General features: G+C 61.2%; 21 protein-coding genes. 7 read left to right on the top strand and 14 right to left on the bottom strand.

The window, feature by feature from the left end; translation table 11 throughout:
• The first annotated feature begins 144 nt into the window (after positions 1 to 144).
• From BUE38_RS10770 to BUE38_RS10755, 4 genes are read left to right on the top strand one after another with little or no spacing between them, the layout of a single operon-like run.
• Complete coding sequence (locus BUE38_RS10770; protein WP_073435214.1) at positions 145 to 504, top strand: ArsR/SmtB family transcription factor; 360 nt, start codon at positions 145 to 147, stop codon at positions 502 to 504.
• Positions 505 to 507: 3 nt separating this feature from the next.
• Positions 508 to 918: an arsenate reductase (glutaredoxin) gene (gene arsC, locus BUE38_RS10765; protein ID WP_073435213.1), complete on the top strand. Its 411-nt coding sequence runs from the start codon at positions 508 to 510 to the stop codon at positions 916 to 918.
• Positions 915 to 1,643, top strand: a complete 729-nt coding sequence (gene arsH, locus BUE38_RS10760) for an arsenical resistance protein ArsH (RefSeq protein ID WP_073435212.1) — start codon at positions 915 to 917, stop codon at positions 1,641 to 1,643. Before arsC ends, arsH begins: the two co-directional genes overlap by 4 nt.
• 60 nt (positions 1,644 to 1,703) lie before the next feature.
• A complete protein-coding gene (locus BUE38_RS10755; RefSeq protein ID WP_073435211.1) occupies positions 1,704 to 3,011 on the top strand; it encodes an arsenic transporter in 1,308 nt (435 codons plus the stop codon).
• Between the two features lie 58 nt (positions 3,012 to 3,069).
• On the opposite strand, the gene fliR is transcribed toward BUE38_RS10755, so the two are convergent.
• The 13 genes from fliR to fliF all read right to left on the bottom strand — a co-directional run bounded on the left by fliR (position 3,070) and on the right by fliF (position 14,711).
• Entirely contained in the window at positions 3,070 to 3,861 is a 792-nt protein-coding gene (gene fliR / locus BUE38_RS10750) for a flagellar biosynthetic protein FliR (RefSeq protein ID WP_073435210.1), read from the bottom strand.
• Between the two features lie 31 nt (positions 3,862 to 3,892).
• Positions 3,893 to 4,162, bottom strand: a complete 270-nt coding sequence (gene fliQ, locus BUE38_RS10745) for a flagellar biosynthesis protein FliQ (RefSeq protein WP_073435209.1) — start codon at positions 4,160 to 4,162, stop codon at positions 3,893 to 3,895.
• Positions 4,163 to 4,319: 157 nt separating this feature from the next.
• Positions 4,320 to 5,084 carry a flagellar type III secretion system pore protein FliP gene (gene fliP, locus BUE38_RS10740; RefSeq protein ID WP_073435208.1) on the bottom strand — a complete coding sequence of 255 codons (765 nt, stop codon included), beginning with the start codon at positions 5,082 to 5,084 and terminating at the stop codon, positions 4,320 to 4,322.
• Entirely contained in the window at positions 5,081 to 5,503 is a 423-nt protein-coding gene (fliO, locus tag BUE38_RS10735) for a flagellar biosynthetic protein FliO (protein WP_073435207.1), read from the bottom strand. The genes fliP and fliO overlap by 4 nt, the downstream gene beginning before the upstream one ends.
• Positions 5,500 to 6,015 carry a flagellar motor switch protein FliN gene (gene fliN / locus BUE38_RS10730; RefSeq protein WP_073435206.1) on the bottom strand — a complete coding sequence of 172 codons (516 nt, stop codon included), beginning with the start codon at positions 6,013 to 6,015 and terminating at the stop codon, positions 5,500 to 5,502. Before fliN ends, fliO begins: the two co-directional genes overlap by 4 nt.
• Complete coding sequence (gene fliM / locus BUE38_RS10725; protein WP_073435205.1) at positions 6,008 to 7,057, bottom strand: flagellar motor switch protein FliM; 1,050 nt, start codon at positions 7,055 to 7,057, stop codon at positions 6,008 to 6,010. Before fliM ends, fliN begins: the two co-directional genes overlap by 8 nt.
• Positions 7,058 to 7,069: 12 nt before the next feature.
• Positions 7,070 to 7,552 (bottom strand): flagellar basal body-associated FliL family protein, encoded by a 483-nt coding sequence (locus BUE38_RS10720; RefSeq protein WP_073435438.1) that lies wholly within the window; start codon positions 7,550 to 7,552, stop codon positions 7,070 to 7,072.
• Positions 7,553 to 7,908: 356 nt separating this feature from the next.
• Positions 7,909 to 9,348: a flagellar hook-length control protein FliK gene (locus BUE38_RS10715; protein WP_073435204.1), complete on the bottom strand. Its 1,440-nt coding sequence runs from the start codon at positions 9,346 to 9,348 to the stop codon at positions 7,909 to 7,911.
• Between the two features lie 15 nt (positions 9,349 to 9,363).
• Complete coding sequence (gene fliJ, locus BUE38_RS10710; RefSeq protein ID WP_073435203.1) at positions 9,364 to 9,822, bottom strand: flagellar export protein FliJ; 459 nt, start codon at positions 9,820 to 9,822, stop codon at positions 9,364 to 9,366.
• Entirely contained in the window at positions 9,819 to 11,201 is a 1,383-nt protein-coding gene (gene fliI, locus BUE38_RS10705) for a flagellar protein export ATPase FliI (protein ID WP_073435202.1), read from the bottom strand. The genes fliJ and fliI overlap by 4 nt, the downstream gene beginning before the upstream one ends.
• Positions 11,198 to 11,938, bottom strand: a complete 741-nt coding sequence (locus BUE38_RS10700; protein WP_073435201.1) for a flagellar assembly protein FliH — start codon at positions 11,936 to 11,938, stop codon at positions 11,198 to 11,200. The genes fliI and BUE38_RS10700 overlap by 4 nt, the downstream gene beginning before the upstream one ends.
• Positions 11,939 to 12,007: 69 nt before the next feature.
• Positions 12,008 to 13,012 carry a flagellar motor switch protein FliG gene (fliG, locus tag BUE38_RS10695; protein ID WP_073435200.1) on the bottom strand — a complete coding sequence of 335 codons (1,005 nt, stop codon included), beginning with the start codon at positions 13,010 to 13,012 and terminating at the stop codon, positions 12,008 to 12,010.
• A complete protein-coding gene (fliF, locus tag BUE38_RS10690; RefSeq protein ID WP_073435199.1) occupies positions 13,005 to 14,711 on the bottom strand; it encodes a flagellar basal-body MS-ring/collar protein FliF in 1,707 nt (568 codons plus the stop codon). The genes fliG and fliF overlap by 8 nt, the downstream gene beginning before the upstream one ends.
• 236 nt (positions 14,712 to 14,947) lie before the next feature.
• On the opposite strand from fliF, the gene fliE reads away from it, so the two are divergent.
• Together fliE and BUE38_RS10680 are read left to right on the top strand one after the other, a co-directional pair.
• Positions 14,948 to 15,286: a flagellar hook-basal body complex protein FliE gene (gene fliE, locus BUE38_RS10685; protein ID WP_073435198.1), complete on the top strand. Its 339-nt coding sequence runs from the start codon at positions 14,948 to 14,950 to the stop codon at positions 15,284 to 15,286.
• A gap of 3 nt (positions 15,287 to 15,289) precedes the next feature.
• Positions 15,290 to 16,036, top strand: a complete 747-nt coding sequence (locus BUE38_RS10680; protein WP_073435197.1) for a Tar ligand binding domain-containing protein — start codon at positions 15,290 to 15,292, stop codon at positions 16,034 to 16,036.
• Between the two features lie 258 nt (positions 16,037 to 16,294).
• Here the strand turns inward: BUE38_RS10680 and BUE38_RS10675 are convergent, their stop codons facing one another.
• The gene (locus BUE38_RS10675; protein ID WP_234986905.1) at positions 16,295 to 16,894 is read right to left on the bottom strand and encodes a histidine phosphatase family protein; all 600 of its coding nucleotides are present in this window, start codon (positions 16,892 to 16,894) and stop codon (positions 16,295 to 16,297) included.
• 254 nt (positions 16,895 to 17,148) lie between these two features.
• On the opposite strand from BUE38_RS10675, the gene phnD reads away from it, so the two are divergent.
• On the top strand, positions 17,149 to 18,096 hold the full coding sequence (gene phnD / locus BUE38_RS10670) for a phosphate/phosphite/phosphonate ABC transporter substrate-binding protein (RefSeq protein WP_143166294.1): 948 nt from the start codon (positions 17,149 to 17,151) through the stop codon (positions 18,094 to 18,096).
• Positions 18,097 to 18,118 lie beyond the last annotated feature (22 nt).

Genomic DNA, 18,118 nt, shown 5'->3' with positions numbered 1-18,118 from the left:
AGGCTTGCGGCAATTCCTGCATCAATCGTCACTATACCTGTCACAAGGGATCGGGCTGCGCCTGTGATGGATAGCCATCCTCAGTGAGGCCTGTCGCAGTCGGCTCTACTTGACTTCGAGCCATATTTCCATAATTCTGGAAATATGGATAATCAAGCCGATCAAACGACCCTCGACACCTTTGCTGCGCTTTCTCAGGCGACACGGCTCGATGCCTTTCGCCTGCTGGTTCGTCACGAGCCGGAAGGCCTGCCGGCGGGCGAGATTGCTCGCCGACTCGAGGTGCCCAACAACACCCTGTCGGCGCATTTGTCCGTGCTCAGTCGAGCGGGGCTGGTTACCCAGCGGCGCGAAAGCCGTTCGGTGATCTACCGCGCCAACCTGGCGCATATGCTGTCCACGGTACAGTTCCTGGTACGGGATTGCTGTGATGCCAGCCCTGAGGTGTGTCATCCATTACTGGCATCGCTGGCTCCGGCCTGCTGCCCGACCGATGAGGAATGAGCCTTGATTCAGATCTACCACAACCCGGAGTGCGGCACGTCGCGCAATAGCCTGGCAATGATCAAGGCATCGGGTGAGGATCTCGAGGTGATCGAGTATCTGCGTACACCACCCAGCCGTGAGCGCCTGTGTCAGTTGATCCAGTCGATGGGCATTACGCCTCGCGAGCTGCTGCGCCGCAAGGGGACGCCTTACGATGAACTGGGTCTCGACGAGCCATCACTCGATGATGACGCCTTGATCGACGCGATGATCGCGCATCCGATCCTGATCAATCGACCGATTGTGGTCACCGCTCGTGGCACGGCGCTGTGTCGTCCTTCAGAGAAGGTCCTCACATTGCTGGCGAATCCGGTGCCGCGGTTCGTCAAGGAAGATGGCGAAGTGGTGTATGTCTCGGAGGCGGATCAATGACCGCGCTGCTCCCCTTGCATGACCTCCCCAATATCGACCCGGAGCAGTGGCGCCCGATCGACGTCGACCAACTTGCAGGGCCGGGTGTTGATCGTCATCCGCTACGAATTCTGGTGCTCTACGGATCGCTGCGAGAACGTTCGTACTCACGCCTGCTGGCGGAAGAGGCCATGCGCCTGTTGACCGCCTTCGGTGCCGAGGTGCGTACCTTCTCTCCCCGCGACCTGCCTCTGCCTGACGCCGCAGATGGCGAGCATTCCCGAGTGAAGGAACTACGCGAGCTGGCCAGTTGGGCGGAGGGCATGGTGTGGGTCAGCCCGGAGCGCCACGGTGCGATGACCGCGGTAATGAAGGCTCAGATCGATTGGTTGCCCCTGTCGCTGGGCGGCGTTCGCCCCACTCAAGGCAAGACGCTGGCACTGATGCAGGTGTGTGGTGGCAGCCAGAGCTTCAATGCCGTCAATCAGATGCGCCTGCTGGGACGTTGGATGCGCATGCTGACCATCCCCAACCAGTCCTCGGTGCCCAAAGCGTTCAATGAGTTCGATGACAGCGGACGCATGCGGCTGTCACCACTCTATCTGCGCGTGGTGGATGTCTGTGAGGAACTGATGAAGTTCACCTGGCTCAACCGTCAGCGCAGTGATTATCTGACCCAGCGTTACTCGGAGCGTGTCGAGAGCGCCGAAGAGGTCTCGAAGCGAGTCAATCAAACCACCCATTGAGTGCGGTGGTGAACCTCATGTGAACGATGCTCATGTAGACAAAGGCATGGAGAGAAAAGCATGTTGGCGCTGGCCATCTTTGTAGTGACCCTGACCCTGGTCATCTGGCAGCCCCGGGGCCTGGGGATCGGTACCAGCGCTCTGGCAGGCGCGGCAGTGGCTCTGGCGGCGGGGGTGGTCAACCTGGCTGATGTCGCCGTGGTATGGGATATCGTCTGGGATGCCACCTTCACCTTTGTCGCGTTGATCATCATTTCGCTGATCCTCGATGAAGCCGGGTTCTTTGCCTGGGCAGCGCTGCATGTGGCTCGGTGGGGCGGTGGTAGTGGGCGGCGTCTGTTTCCGCTGGTGATCGTGCTGGGGGCGGTGATCGCGGCCTTCTTTGCCAATGATGGCGCGGCGCTGCTGCTGACGCCGATCGTCATGGCGATCCTGTTGCGCCTGCAGTTCTCTCCGGCGGCGGCGCTGGCATTCATCATTGCCACGGGGTTTGTCGCCGACACCACCAGCCTGCCGCTGATCATTTCCAATCTGGTCAATATCGTCACGGCCAACTTCTTTGAGGTTTCATTCAACCGCTATGCGCTGGTCATGGTGCCGGTCAATGTGATCTCGCTGGCTGCCACGCTGCTGGTGCTGTGGCTGATGTTCCGCCGCGACCTTCCCGAACACTATGACCTGGAGCGCCTTGAAGCGCCTGCCCAGGCAGTACGTGACCCGCTGGTCTTCCGCTCTGCCTTCCCGTTGCTGGCGGTGTTGCTGGTGGCCTTCTTCGTCACCGCACCACTGGGGATTCCGGTGGCGGTAGTCACGGGGCTGGGGGCACTGGTGCTGGCGAGCATTGCCGGGCGTTGGTGGCGTGGTGGAGGAAGCACGGTGATTTCGATGCGCCGGGTGGTGCGTGATGCGCCCTGGCAGATCGTGCTGTTCTCGGTGGGCATGTATCTGGTGGTCTATGGGCTGGGGAATGCCTGGCTGACCGCCGATGCCAGTGCCATGCTGACCTGGCTGGGACAACAGGGCCAGTTGGTGGCGACATTGGGCACCGGCACCCTGGCGGCGCTGCTGGCCTCGGTAATGAACAATATGCCATCGACCCTGGTGGGTGCTCTGGCCATCGATCAGGCCCAGGTGTCGGAGGCGACCCGTGAGCTGATGATATACGCCAATGTCATCGGCAATGATCTGGGTCCCAAGTTCACTCCCATTGGCAGTCTCGCCACTCTGCTGTGGCTGCATGTGCTGGCCAGCAAGGGCACCCGCATCACCTGGGGGCAGTATATGAAGGTTGGGTTGGTGCTGACACCGCCGGTGCTGTTCTCTGCATTGATCGGACTATGGTGGTGGCTGCCTCTGACCTGGTTGTGATGGGGCTGGGGGTGATGGGCCTGATTGTGATGTTCTGACCGGCGCCGTGCCCAGTGATTCATCCCAGCGGTGCCATGGTTTCCACCAGTTGCTGCAGCACCGCCAGGCTATGGTGGAAGAGCTGCTGCAGCACGCTACCCAGGTCGGTCATCAATACCATCATCAGCGCAAGACCAATGGACAGTGAGGCAGGAAAGCCGATGTTGAAGACCGTCAGTTGTGGGGCCGCACGGTTGAGGATGCCCAACGCAAGGTTGACGATCAACAGCGAACAGACCAGTGGCAGAGCGAGCAACAGGCCAGTGGCGAAGATGGTACTGGCGTAACGCGCCAGCATGATGAAGGCCTCGGGATTGAACGCCTGGATACCGATCGGCAGGGTGGTGAAGCTGGCGATGAGGATGTCGAGCACGATCAGGTGGCCGTTGAGCGACAGGAACAGCAGCAGGGTAATCATGTGCAGAAAGCGTGAGACCACCACCATGTTACCGGCCGCCGATGGGTCGAAGAAGGTCGCGAAGGCCAGGCCCATCTGCAGGCCGATGTACTCACCACAGGCCTGAACCACGGCCAGCATGATCCGCAGCAGAGTCCCCATGGCGATACCGATGATCAGTTGCTCGATGATCAGCCCTACTCCCGCCCAGGAGACTACTGGAATCGTCGGCATGGCTGGCAGCATGGGTGCCACGACCAGGGTGATGGCCGCCGCCAGGGCAATCTTGACCTGATTGGGTACGGCGCTGTGGCCCCACAGCGGAGAACTCAGCATCAGCGCCGTAATGCGGAAGAAGGGCCATAGAAAGGCCACCAGCCAGCCGTGGAGCTGGGCGAAGGTGATTTCCACCATCAGCAGTGATCAAGTGGCAGGACAATGACCATCACATCACCATCTGTGGGATGTTGCTGAACAGTTCCCGGGTAAAGGTAATGATCAGTTGCAGCATCCAGGGGCCGGCCAGCACCAGCACGGCAAACACCGCCAGAATCTTGGGAATGAATGACAGAGTCATCTCGTTGATCTGGGTGGCGGCCTGAAACAGGCTGACCAGCAAACCGCTGAACAGCGCCGTCAGCAGCAATGGCGCGCCCATCAGCAGCGTGATTCGCATGCCCCGGTGAGCCAGTTCCATCACGAGTTCCGGGTTCATTGCATACCTCCTGTAGTTGATCTGCTGGTAGTTGATCTGCTGGTAGTTGATCTTCTGGTAGCGGGCCTGCCTGTAGCGGGTCCATGGGGTAATGGAAAACGTGGTAATGGAAAACGGGTCAACGGAAAATACGGGCACAATGGCTGGAGCGCTGGAGTCACAGATAGAAGCTGTTGGCCATGGAGCCGATGATCAGTTGCCAGCCATCCACCAGTACGAACAGCATCAACTTGAACGGCAGTGAAATGGTGACCGGTGGCACCATCATCATCCCCAGTGACATCAGCACGCTGGCGACGACCAGGTCGATGATCAGGAAGGGGATGAACAGGGTGAAACCGATCTGGAAAGCGGTCTTCAGCTCGCTGGTGACAAAGGCCGGCACCAGCACCTGCAGCGGTACATCCTCCGGTCCCTGCAGCTCGCCGGTTTCGGCGAGTCGTGCGAACATCGCCAGGTCCGGCTCGCGGGTCTGGCCGAGCATGAATTCGCGCAGCGGTTGCTGAGCGCGCTGGAGGAACTCGCCGAAGTCGATCTGCTCGGAGGACAGCGGCTGCCAGGCCTCCTGATAGACCTCATTGAGAACCGGCGACATGATGAAGGCGGTGAGAAACAGCGCCAGACCCAGCAGTACCTGGTTGGGCGGCGTTGTTGGCGTTCCCATGGCGGTTCTCAGCAGACCGAGCACAATGATGATCCGTGTGAAACTGGTCATCATCAGCAGTGCGGCCGGCAGAAATGCCATGGACGTCAGCAGCAGCAGTGTCTGCAGTGACAGCGACCACTTCTGGCCACCATCTTCCATCGGTTGACTGACGATGCCGGGCAATTGCTGTGCGAGCACCGAAGAGCTCAGTCCCAACCACAACCCCAGACCGAGCAACAGCGCGAGCAGTGGCAGGCAACGCGGACGTGACCTCATGACCCCAGGCTCCGTCCTGTCAGATTGGCCTTCAGCGCCTGGCTGAAGCGCTCGGCAAAACTGCCGTGCAATTCAACTCCGGGCTCGGGCAGTTGGGCCTCACGGGCCTCGAGGCTATCGAGGCGGGTGATCTGTCCGCCGGCCAGGCCCAGCACCAGCCAGCGGTCCTCGACCTGGACCACCACGACTTTCTCGCGGGGGCCGAGGGAGGTGCTGCCGACGACCTTGAGATTCAGTTGCTGTGCTGCTCGTGGCTGACCTCGCCGGCGCAGCAGAGCCGCCAGGGCGAGAATGATCAGGATCACCAGCGCCAGCGCGGCGGCCGTCTTGCCGAACAGTGCCAGGCTCAGTACACCATCACTGCCCTGGCCAAGGCCGTCAATGGCATGGCCGATTACCGCGGAAGAATCACTGTTCATCGATTGAGTTTCTTGACCCGTTCGGAGGGGGTGGTGATCTCGGTGATGCGAATGCCATAGCGATCATCGACCACCACGACTTCGCCCTGAGCGATCAGGTAGCCGTTGATCAGGATATCCATCGGCTCCCCGGCCAGTCCCTCCAGCTCGATGACCGAGCCCTGGGCCAGTTCCAGCAACTGCTTGATGGTCAGGCGGGTCCGACCCAGCTCTACGGTGAGCTTGACCGGTATGTCCATGATCATGCCAAGGTCGCGTTGTACCGCTTCACCGGCACTGCCGTCGAGCGGACGGAAGACGCTGTCCCCGGCCTTGCGTGGTTGGTTTGGCTCTTCGCTGGCGCTGTCATCCTCACCGTCGTCGGCACTGGATCGGGACTCGGCCTGCTCCTGTTCTGCCAGCGCCTCTGCCCAGGGATCATCGTCGGCGGACGCATCGCCACTCTGCTGTTCGGACATGGCGGCATCCCAGTCGTCACCTGTGGCAGTGTCTGGCTTGTTGGGGTCAGTCATGTTGCGATTCCTCGGAGGAAGGCTGGGAGCCTTTGACGAAGGTGGTGTTGGGTCGGTGGCCCGTGCGGTGGTCGAACATCCGCTTTACCCGCAGAGCGCGCTGCTCATGCTGACTGCCGTATTCGCACTCCATGACCGGCACGCCGTCGACACGAGCGATGATGGACTCGGGAAGATCCAGCGGCAGGATGTCGCCCGGTGACAGATGCATGACCTCACCAAGGCAGGAGTTGATGGTGGCGAAGTCGGCGACCAACTCGACTTCTGAATGGCGCAGCTCTCCCGCCATGTGGCGATTGAAGGTGCCATCCTTGTTGCGACTGCCCTCACTGAGCGGGTTCGAGAGCAGGTCGCGCAGTGGCTCGATCATGGTGTACGGGATGCACACCTGGAAATTCGAGGCCAGGTTGCCGACCTCGAGATGGAAGGTGGTGTCGACCACGATCTCGTTGGGTGAGTTGGTGATATTGGCGAACTTGGACTGCATCTCCGAGCGCAGATAGCTGATGTCCAGCGGATAGACCGAACTCCACGCCTCGCTGTAGCCATCAATGGCCAGCTGCAGCACACGCTGGATGATGCGCTGTTCGGTATTGGTGAACTCCCGCCCTTCGGAGCGGGTCAGAAAGCGTCCATCGCCGCCGAAGAGGTTGTCCACCACCATGAAGACCAGGGCGGGAGGAAATACGATCAGCGCCGAACCCTTGAGCGGCTTCATGGCGATGATGTTGATATTGGTCGGGACCGGGACATTGCGCGCGAAATCGCTGTAACTCAGGTAACGAACTGACTCCACGGTAATGTCCGCACTGCGTCGCAGCAGATTGAACATCCCCATGCGGAAATGCCGGGCGAAGCGCTCGTTGATGATATCCAGTGTCTGCAGCCGCTCGCGGACGATGCGGTGCTGAGTGGCGGGGTCGAAGTTGCGAATGCGGCCACCCGAGTGGGTGGGTGTGGCGCCATCGCTTTCCTCGTCTCCGCTGACGCCCTTGAGCAGGGCGTCGATTTCTTCCTGGGACAGCAGGTCGTCTTGAGACATGGTGATGCTGGCCTATTGGACGATGAACTCGGTGAACAGCACACGATTGATGTTCACAGCAGAGTGAGTGTCAGCGAGCAGTTCGCTGAGCCCGGTAGTCAGGTCTGTTGCCAGTTGCTCCTTGCCCTGGGGTGTCACGAGGTCTTCTGCCTTGCGACCGGACAGCATCAGCATCAGCCGGTTGCGCACCAGTGGGCGCTCGCGCTCGATGGCGGCGCTGGAGGCTTCGGTGCCGAGCTGCAGCGTGATGCCGACATACAGCATGCGTGGTCCGTTGTCGTCCTCGGCGAGGTTGACGGTGAAGGGCTTGAGTTCGAGATAGATGGGGTCGGCCGCTTCAGGTGTCTCTTCAGCGGATGCCTCGACGACTTCTCCGGCATGGGCCGTGGCCGCGCCCTGATGATTCAACAGCACATAGATGGCGGCCGCTGCGGCAGATGACGCCAATATCACCAGCATCACCAGCAACCAGAACAACCGTCGCGATTTCGCCATGTCCATGTCTCTCCCTCGATGCCCATCCCGGGCAAGTGAATCCGGCCTCGCCATCATCTGGCGCAGGCACCGAGGCTGAGTATGCCGTCATGGGCGGAATGGCGATGGGATGAACAGGCGCGCACTTCGCGCCTATCTTGGGGGATTGGGAGGACAGCTACGAGCTGGCACATGTTCGTTCCCGACGAACATGCACATTTCCCACATCCATGTGGGTCGCGAGCTACGGGCTACGAGTCTCGAGCTGTCCAGAGAAGAGTTGATAACCCACTGGCCATAACAAGCCCAGTGGGGGGTACTCACGACCTACAGCTCGAGCGCAGCGTACTTGTAGCTCGCGACTCGAAGCTAAAGAGTCAAGCATACAAATCCACCCGCCCATCGATGCTCAGTGCAGCGGTGTGGGTGATCGGGTGATCGTTTCCTTCGATGGATACTTCGCCTGCTCCACCGCTGGCGGCCAGGCTCGCTGAGCTTCCTTGACGTTCGCCGCTGCCACCCTGTTGTGCCTGTCCCTGGTCGCTGACGGAGGTCTGGCCCAACTGGATTCCCTGTTCGGAGAGGATCTCACGCAGTTGCGGTAATGCCTGCTCCACGGCCTGACGCACATGCGGGTGTGCCGAGACAAACTGTGCTTGAGCACCATGTTCGCCGAGGCGCAGGCTGACCGATAGCGGCCCGAGCTCCGCCGGATGGAGGCGCAGCTCGATGCGCTGGTCTCCATCACGGCTGTTGGTGGAGATGCCGATGCGGGTCAGGGTATGGCCGAGTTGCTGGGGCCAGTCCGGGCTATCGATATGGGTGTTGATACTCGACGCTACGCTGGTCATCGCCATCGGGGTTGTGTTGCGCGCTGTAGGGCCTGACTGGGCCAGTGATGTCGCAGAAAAGTCACTGTCCATGTCTACGGAAGTGCTGATGGAATTGTCACCACTGCTGTCCACCGGTACCGGCTGGCTGGCCAGCGTCTGGGTGGTTGGGTCGACCGACGTGGACGGCACATGGGATAGCGGGCTGGTGCCCGTCTGGGTGATCACGGTCCCGACGGGGTGGTCGGGTGTCTCGGGCGAAGTCCGCTGGGACAGGTTGAGTGGCGGTTTTCCGTTGGTCAGCGGTGTTGCAGCGAGTGTCTGGTGAGCATTGGGCGGTGACATCCTGGCCAGAGCTGCGGCCAGGACTTCCGGGCTGGTAGTCGGCTGTGATGCCTGGATGCCGGGCAATTGGAGGGGGCCCTCGCCAAGTGCCGGCGGGCCCTGAAAACGGCCATTGGCATCGGCCATCAACTGCAGTCGCTGACGAGCGATATTGAGGCTGTCGTTGATAGGCACACCCTTGATGGTGTTTTCAGCATCCGTTGCTACCCTGGCCAGCCAGGTCTGCTGCTGGACCGCCAGAGGCTGATTCGCGAACGACTGACCGCTCAACGGGTGTGGCGTGGCATCGAGACCCTCCGTATTGGAACCCGCTGTACCGAGACCCACCGTGTCGCCACCAGGTACCTGTGGTTGGGTGATGTGGATGGGCACGGGCACCAGTAGCGCCTCGGCGAGAGCCTGGCTTTCCTCGGTCACACCGTCAGCGGGAGTCTCGGTGGCGATGTCGCTGTCCAGTGGACGATCCCGACCGCTGGGTGTGGGCGGCACCCGCTCCGACGAGGCAGTGCTGTCGTCGGTCACCGAGCCTGCTGCGGCCAGTTGCTCGGCGAAATCGCGGCCGGTATCAGAGGCGTTTGTTCGATTGCCGGCTGTCCCAGCGTTGGCGGGAGGCGCGGTGTTGATCAGCACAGAGATGTCCATCTCGGTCTCCTTGAATCAATCGGCGCCGGGCAGCGCTCTCTGGCGCTGCAGCCGGCTGTTGACCAGATCATCGGTGGTGCGTTGCTCGTGTCGAGACGCGTGACGCGTGGCCACCGCAGCGCGCCGCTCGGCCAGGGTGTCATAGGCGCAGACACGTTGCTGTTCCTGCTGCCATTGACGCTGCGCCTGCTGAACCTTCTGCCGCTGCTCGGCGAGGGCGTGATGGGCGTTGGCCAGCGCCTGGTCCAGTGAGGCCAGAAAACGCTGAGTGTTGTGCAGCGTGGCGGGGTCGACTCCCTGACGCATGGCCTCGCTCAGGCGGCTGGCGTACTCCTGGCGATAGCTTTCCAGCGACTCGAGCTGCTGGCGCACCTGTTGTTCGACACCGAGGTTTCCGGCCAGATGTTGTCCGGCATGGTCGCGGGCTTCCCGGGCGAGATTCAGCAAGGTATCGAGGGGGGAGGAAGCGTTCACGCGGTACCTCCGAGGAGCTGATCAAGGGCCGCGCGTGAGTGCTCGATGGAGGCGCTCTCATCGATGCGCTGTTGCAGAAGGTGTTCGAGTTCCGGGTAACGCCGCACGGCCTCGTCGAGCAGTGGATCATTGCCGGGCTGCCAGGCGCCGACACTGATCAGATCGCGATTGCGCTGATAGCGCGACAGCATGCTCTTGAAGCGCTGGGCCTGACGGATCTGCCGGTCGTCGGCCACATGGGTCATGACGCGGCTGATCGATGCCTCGATATCGATGGCAGGATAGTGGCCAGCTTCGGCCAGGGTGCGAGACAGCACCACATGGCCATCGAGGATGGCCCGTGCCGAGTCGGCGATCGGGTCCTGCTGATCATCCCCCTCAGTAAGAACGGTGTAGAAGGCCGTGATCGAGCCGCCACCGACCTCGGCATTGCCAGCGCGCTCGACCAGCCCGGGAAGTTTGGCAAACACCGAGGGTGGATAGCCCTTGGTGGCAGGAGGCTCGCCGATGGCCAGGGCTATCTCGCGCTGCGCCATGGCATAGCGGGTCAGCGAGTCCATGATCAGCAGGACATTACGGCCTTCGTCGCGAAAACCCTCGGCCAGGCGTGTGGCATAGGCGGCACCCTGTAGACGTTGCAGGGGGGAGGTGTCGGCAGGGGCGGCGACCACCACCGAGCGCCGCCGTCCCTCGGCACCGAGGATATTGTCGATGAAGTCCTGGACCTCACGACCACGCTCGCCGATCAGGCCGACAACAATGACATCGGCCTGGGTATAGCGGGCCATCATACCCAGCAGCACCGACTTGCCCACGCCGGAGCCGGCGAACAGCCCCATGCGCTGACCACGGCCGACACTCAGTAGCGCATTGATGGCGCGAATGCCGACATCGATCTGCTCACTGATGGGGGCTCGGGACAGTGGATTCAGGGGAGGCGTGGCCAGAGGAGCACGGGGAGCGTCATCCAGATCGCCGAGCCCATCGAGGGGCGCGCCGGTGCCATCGACAACCCTTCCCAGAAGCTGCTCGCCCAATGGAAAGCGTCGCGCACTGCCGGTGTCCCCATGACCCATCGGAAGCACCCGGGCGCCGGGCATCAGACCATGGATCTCGGCCAGTGGCATCAGGAACAGGCGATCACCGGAAAAGCCGACGACTTCAGCGTCGGCATAGGCCATCTTGCCGGGCTGGTCAGTGGATAGCTCGATGCGACAGCTGTCGCCCAGCGCCACCCGCAGGCCAACGGCCTCGATGATCATGCCGGTGGCGCGCACCACGCGACCGCTTGAGCTCACTGGTGGCAGTCTGTCGATACGCGAGGCGACGGACTTCAGCGCCTGCTGCCAGCGCAGCTGATGCTCTGCGGCGCTGCTCATTCGCCGTCATCCCGGTCAGGCTGTCGGGGGGCGCGGCGGCGGATCTGGCCTCGGGCGGCTTCCCAGCGCCCCTGCCAGGTGGCATCCAGCTCGCCATGTTCACCAATCAGGCGGCAGCCGCCACGTTGTTGGCTTTCGTCATCACGCAGGCTCCAGCCTGCTGCGGCAAGTGATTCACCCAGATGGGTCTCGACCAGCCTGCGATCCAGCGGATGTAGCCAGAGGCGCTGCCGACCGACTAGAGGAGGATCGGTCTGCAGCAACTCGCGAACCAATTCGACCACTTGACGTGGACGGGCCTTGAGCGCATCTCCGGCCAACTGCCGGCCGGTAGCCAGGGCGAGTTCCGAGAGGTTCTCGATCACGCTGTCATCCAGCTGTGCAAGGGCAGCCTGAAACTGCTCGACCAACTGCTGTACGGGAGCCAGAGCTTCGGCTACCTGACGCTCGATGGCGGCGGCGATCTCGGCCTCGGCCTGAGCACGGCCTTCGGCGAGCCCCTGTTCGAGACCGGCGGCCAGCCCCTCCGCGTGGCCATCCGTGAATCCTTCGCGATGGCCAGCTTCCATGGCCTCGCGACACTCGTCCTCGAACTGACGGGCCAGCTCTTCGCTGTCCGGCTCGCGGGATGCCTCCGGCCTGTCGTGTGGCTGACGAGAGGCGTCGTCACGAGGCAGCTTGTCCATTCGCCAGCGACGCCAGCTGGTGCTGCCCGATGTCCATGCCTGATGGCTCATGGCCGGCAACCCCCGTAGGCGATGGGCCCGGCGATATCAGACGCTTCTGGCCCGGAGACATTCCGACGGCTAGACATAGGCTTCCTCTCCGCCACTCAATACGATCTCGCCGTTGTCGGCCATGCGCCGAACGATCTGCAGGATGGCCTTCTGCTCGGCTTCGACATGGGAGACGCGCATGGGACCCCGAGCCTCCATATCTTCCTGCAGCAGATCGGCGGCGCGCTGCGACATGTTGAGCAGGAAGCGGGCCTTGAGAGTCTCCGGTGCGCCCTTGAGCGCGACCACCAGACTGTTGGTGTCGATTTCCTTGAGCAGCAGTTGAATGCTGCGGTCGTCGAGGTCGACGAGGTTCTCGAACAGGAACATCTCGTCGATGATGCGCTGGGCGAGGTCTTCGCTGTGTGTGCGCACGGTGTCGATCGCAGCTTCTTCCTGGGTGGAGTTCATCAGGTTGAGAATTTCCGCCGCGGTGCGCACACCGCCCATCTTGCTGCGCTTGAGATTCTGACCGTCGAGCATACTGCTGAGCACTTCGGTGAGCTCCTGCAGTGCGGCGGGCTGGACACCACTGAAGGTGGCGATGCGCAATACCACGTCGTTGCGTAGCTTGTCCTCAAACTGTTCGAGCACATCGGCGGCCTGGGCTCGCTCGAGGTGAACCAGCACAGTGGCAATGATCTGTGGGTGCTCGTCGCGGATCAGTTCGGCCACCATCGAAGGCTCCATCAGATTGAGCGCGTCGATGCCACTGCTGGTGCCGGTCGATTCCAGCACATCCTCGATCAGGCTGGAGGCGCGCTCACTGCCCAGCGCCTTGGTCAGCACAGAGCGAATATGCTCGCTGGAGTTCATGTTGAGGCCGACGTATTCCTCGGTCTCGCTGTGGAAGTCATGCAGTACGCGGCGCATCTCATCATGGGAGATCTGCCCCAACTGTGCCATCTCGCGAGATAACAGCTGGATTTCCTTGGCGTTGAGGAACTTGAAGACCTCTGCAGCGCTGTCCTCATCAAGGGCGAGGAGCAGCACAGCGCTGCGACGAATACCGTTGGGACTCTCGGTGCTAGTCATTGTCGTTTATCCAGCCGCGGACAATCATGGCAATCATGCGCGGATCTTCCTGGGCCATCTCGCGCAGATCATTGAGGTGCTGTTCATAGGTCGTGGCCTTGCGCTGGCGCTTCGCTTCACGCGCATAGGTCGGGGTGTCGTCGCTGCCGTCGATTGACTCGCTATCGTTTTCCGCCGCCTGATCATCCTCGCCGACCGTGGCATGGAAGCCAGCCGCTGCCGTCGGCATCACCGGGCTTTCGGTATAGCGGCGAATCACCGGTCTCAGGACCAACAGGTAGAGCAGCAGAATAGCGAGGCCCACCAGTAGGTACCGACCGCTACTCAGTGCCAGTTGCTGGATGCCGGGATCACGCCACCAGGCCAGATCGGCAGGCCCCTCGGGCTGACTGAACGGACTGTTGACCACGGTCAGCGCATCGCCACGCTCCTCGGAGAACCCCATGGCCTGGTGGACCAGACCTTCGATCTGGGTCAGTTGCTCGGAGGCCAGTGGTTGCGGCTCGGTGACGCCATTATCGTTGGTGACCTGCTGGTAGTTGACCACCACGGCTGCCGACAGTCGCTGGATCTGGCCGCGCTGGTGCTGCACGTGGGAGACCAGACGATCGACCTCGTAGTTGATGACATCATCGCGCCGCATGCGACCGTTGGCTGATTCCTCGCTGGTGGCCTCGTCATTGGCGCCTGCTGTGCCATTGTCGATCGGTGATGGAGCGGTTCCCGGAGGAGTATTGCTGAGGGCACCGGGGATACCGCTGGCGAGGTTGCCTTGACCGTTGTAGTCGAGGCTGCTCTGACGACTGCGCACGGTGGCTTCATTGGGTGGCTGGTTGGGCGAGTACTGTTCGGAGGTTTCCTCACGCCGGGAGAAGTCGATCTGAGCGGTGACCTGAGCCTTGACGTTACCGGGTCCGAGAATCGGTGTGAGAATGTCCTCGATGCGCTGCTGGTAGGTCTGCTCCAGCTGGCTGACATAATCCAGTTGTGTGCCATCCAGGCCCATGCCATGGGTGGTGGGGGATGACAGCAGGCGCCCGGACTGGTCGACGACGGTGACGCCCTCGTTGGCCAGGTCCGGAACGCTTGAGGATACCAGGTGAACGATGGCGGCGATCTGGCCATCGCTCAACTGTCGGCCCGGCTCGAGGGACAGCATCACCGATGCCTTGGCGGGCTCACGCTTGCGCACGAACACCGAGTCACGGGACAGAGCGAGGTGCACGCGGGCACTGGCCACCGGCCCCAATGAAGTGATGGAGCGTGCCAGTTCGCCTTCGAGGCCACGCTGGTAGTTGATCTGCTCGGCAAACTGGCTGATACCGAATTCCTGGTGATCCATCAGTTCCAGCCCGACGTTGCCGGCGTGGGGCAGGCCCTTTTCAGCCAGTTGCAGACGCAGCACCGGTACCTGGTCGCCGGGCACCAGTAGCGTGTTGCCCCCGGAGGCGAAACGGTAGGGGATGCCGCGGCTGTCCAGCTCGGTGATGATGGCTCCGCCATCGGCTTCACTGAGGTTGCTGAACAGGACGCGGTATTGCGGACGAGAGGCCCACAGCAGCAGGGCGATGATCATGGCGATACAGGCTGCGGCGGCGATGATCACAGCAATGATCGGCTTGCCACGCAGGCGTGTGGCGAGATCGGCCAGGGGGGAGCTGCCGGTGTGCTTTGCGTCGTCGGAGGCTGCTGCACTCATGAGTGGCTCCTGACGGTGTTGGCCCTGTGGGTCTTGTGGTCGTGCAGTGACATGAATGGCAGCTCGCAACTTGATTGGTACGCTGGTGACACGGTTCCGCGATGACAGCCATTATGCGCAGCCCCTGCCAGGCTAAAGGTTCGAATAGCCCTTCTTTTGCCAGTCAATTACGCCAATGGCGTCATGGTCCCCCTTGCTAGTCTTGGCGACAATTCCCTATCTTCCAGGACCTTTTCATGGCTACCCCGGCAATGCAGTCTGCTCTCGCCCAGATGACCTCTCTCACTCAACAGGCTGGTGCCACGCCCGTGGCCAGACCGCTTGATGAAGCCGCACTCGTGGCAGATGGGGGCGGTGGATTTGCCGATGCGCTCAAGTCGTCAATTCAGCGCATCAATCAGCTCAAGCATGAGGCGGATGCCGGAGCAATGGCATTCCAGTCGGGGGTGCCGGGCGTCGAACTCAATGACGTCATGGTCGATATGCAGAAGGCCAGCCTTGCCTTTCAGATGGGCCAGCAGGTGCGTGATCGGCTTGTGGGAGCCTATCGCGAAGTGATGAACATGCAGGTCTGACGAGTGACCATTCTTCGACGGTTCGATCGAATCCAGTGGTTGCCTTTCATCGGGTGTCTTCTGGTCCTGATGGCGGCAACCCTGGCGATTGGATCGATGGCATGGCAGTTGCAACGGCAGCAGCACGCGGATGTGGGTCGCTTGCCCAGGTCCGTCGAGCAGCAGGCGCGCCTGCTCAACCTGGCGTATGTCGACGTGCTGCGAGCGAAGATCGAATTGAATGAGGTTGTTCGGCAGCATGTCGGTCAGCAGCAGCCGGCCTCGGAGGCTGAGTTATGGCGTACCACGGCACTGGTCAAGGATGCACGCATTGCCTTTGACGCCTTCAGCAGGAATGCCGCTCTGGAAGGCGAGTCGGAGAGTGTACAGAGCCTGGCACAGCCCTTTCATGAGCTGCTGAAAGTGGGCTTCGATCAGCAGATCCTGAATCTGAGTCGTGGAATGCTCTCCGCACTGGATGCCGGACAACAGCAGATTGCTCAGCTGGAATCAGCCTTCGGTGATCGTGTTGAGCACTGGTTTGCCCAGCGTGGCCGACAGGCCCTTGCGGCGTCTTCCGTCACTGCCGCTCCTTTCGATTACTCCCTCTATGTATCGGTGGCCGTTCTGCTGCTGCTGATCCTGTTGATCGGACATCGTGTCCAACAGGATGTCTATGCTCCCCTGGCGTGTCTTGGAGAGCGTTCACGATTGCCCATTACGAGGCGGGATGACTTGCCCGGGAAAAGCTATCCACAGCCACTTGGCTAGTGCAGTAGGCTGCCAATGTCAGGCCGCCTGGGCTTTTCCTCAGGACTTGCACATGTTATCCACAGCAATTCCCAGGCAATGTCCACTGGCTTGTCCACACGCGCCTTTACGTTCCTGTAACCGCTATAGCCTGCCCATTGTGACAGGATGTTCTGCATCTCTCTTCTTTCTTCTCACCTCTGTTCTTGCTGTCTGCCTCTTGCGAGATATCTCTGTCTGTCATGCGCTGACGACGCCGCGCATCAGAACTGTGGTCGTTTAGCGGGCGATCAGCGGTCGTACGTCGGCAGGGGCCAATGGAGAGATTTCACGATGTTCATTGAGCGGGCGCCCTGCCGCCGTGGTCAGCAGGATCTGTAGCGGATCACCATGACTGACGAGTAGCAGGGTGGTGTCGTTATACCGTTGTTCAAGCTCAGCAATCAGCGCGCAGAGACGCTCGGCAACCTGGTGAACGCTCTCGACTTGTTTCAATGGTTGAGACGGATCTCTGGCATCCATGTCCCAGACATCGTGATAGACATGATCGGGGTGCAGGTCGTACTCGCCGAAGAAGCGTTCACGCAGGCGAGCGTCGGGGTTCAGGGGCACGTTGAAATGGTCGGCAACGCGCTGGGCGGTCTCGGTGGTGCGTAGAAAATCCGAGTACAGAATCTGCTGTGGAGCTGCCAGATGCCATTCCGCCAGGCGTCGACTCATTTGTTCCTCACCCTTGGCCGATAGCCCGTAGCCGCTCAAGCCATGTTCGGGAGAGGACACCACCAGACCCATGGCGTTGGCCTGGCTGTGACCATGACGCATTACCAGGTAATGATTGCGCAGCTGATGGAGTTCGGGGACGGTAGAGTTTGACTTCATGGGGTCACATTCTAGATTGAAGACAGGGAGCGCTCGAATTCGCACATCGGAGCACCGGAGTGTTTTCACCTTCGAACTTCCGGCCTACCCTGGGGGAAAGGACCGGAGTGCAGAACGCAGGTTGCTGGCGGATGTTTTCAGAGCGGATATTTCAAGAATCTGGGCTCCAGGACAATAAACACAATACACCACCAAAGAGGCATGCCATGCGATATTCATTCCAGCAGGGTAGAGGTCTCCTGCTCGCCACGCTAATGGTTTCCTTCGGGCTGACGATGCCCGTCGCCCAGGCTCAGGACGACACCAGTTGCCCGCACGGGGACCTGGATCCAATGTACTGCGACCAGGATGGCGATCTCGTGGCTGACCCGCCCGACGAGTCCGAGCTGGTCAACCCGGATACCCTGATCTTTGCCTACACGCCGGTGGAGGATCCGGCGATCTATGCCGACATCTGGCAGCCATTCATTGACCATATCAAGGAAGTGACCGGTAAGGACGTGCGCTTCTTCGCAGTACAGTCCAACTCCGCCCAGGTGGAGGCAATGCGTAGTGGGCGCCTGCACATTGCTGGCTTCTCGACTGGGCCGACCCCCTTTGCCGTCAATCTCGCCGGGGCGGTACCCTTTGCTCTGATGGGGTCCGATGACGGGCGTTTCGGTTATACGCTGCAGGTGTTTACCCAGGCGGACTCCGATATCCAGAGTCTGGCGGACTTGAAGGGCAAGCGTGTGGCACATACCTCGCCGACATCCAACTCCGGTAACCAGGCCCCCCGTGCACTGTTCCCGGATGAGGGGGTAGTGCCGGATGAGGACTATGAGGTGCTGTATTCCGGTAGCCATGATCAGTCGATGCTGGGGGTGGTGGCTGGCGACTATGATGCCGCTCCGGTGGCATCGGAAGTGGTCGAGCGCATGGCGGCACGCGACCTGTATGATGAGGACAGCGTGCGCATGATCTTCGAGTCCGAGCCATTCCCCACCACGTCCTACACCTATGCCCATGATCTCGATCCGCAACTGGTGGAGAGTATCAAGGAGGCCTTCTTCAGCTTCGACTTTGCCGGTACTGCCCTGGGAGAGGAATTCGAAGGCGTCGAGAAGTTCATCCCGATCACCTACAAGGATCAGTGGCAGGTGATTCGCACCATCCAGTCAGCCAATGGAGTCCGTTACACTCCAGACAACCTGGAGGAATAGTCCACACCCAATGCCTTGGCAG

Origin of the sequence: Halomonas cupida (assembly GCF_900142755.1) — a bacterium.
Taxonomy (GTDB): Bacteria; Pseudomonadota; Gammaproteobacteria; order Pseudomonadales; family Halomonadaceae; genus Halomonas; species Halomonas cupida.
Note: the sequence above shows the minus strand (reverse complement) of the source record. Positions and strands in the feature narration are given on the sequence as shown.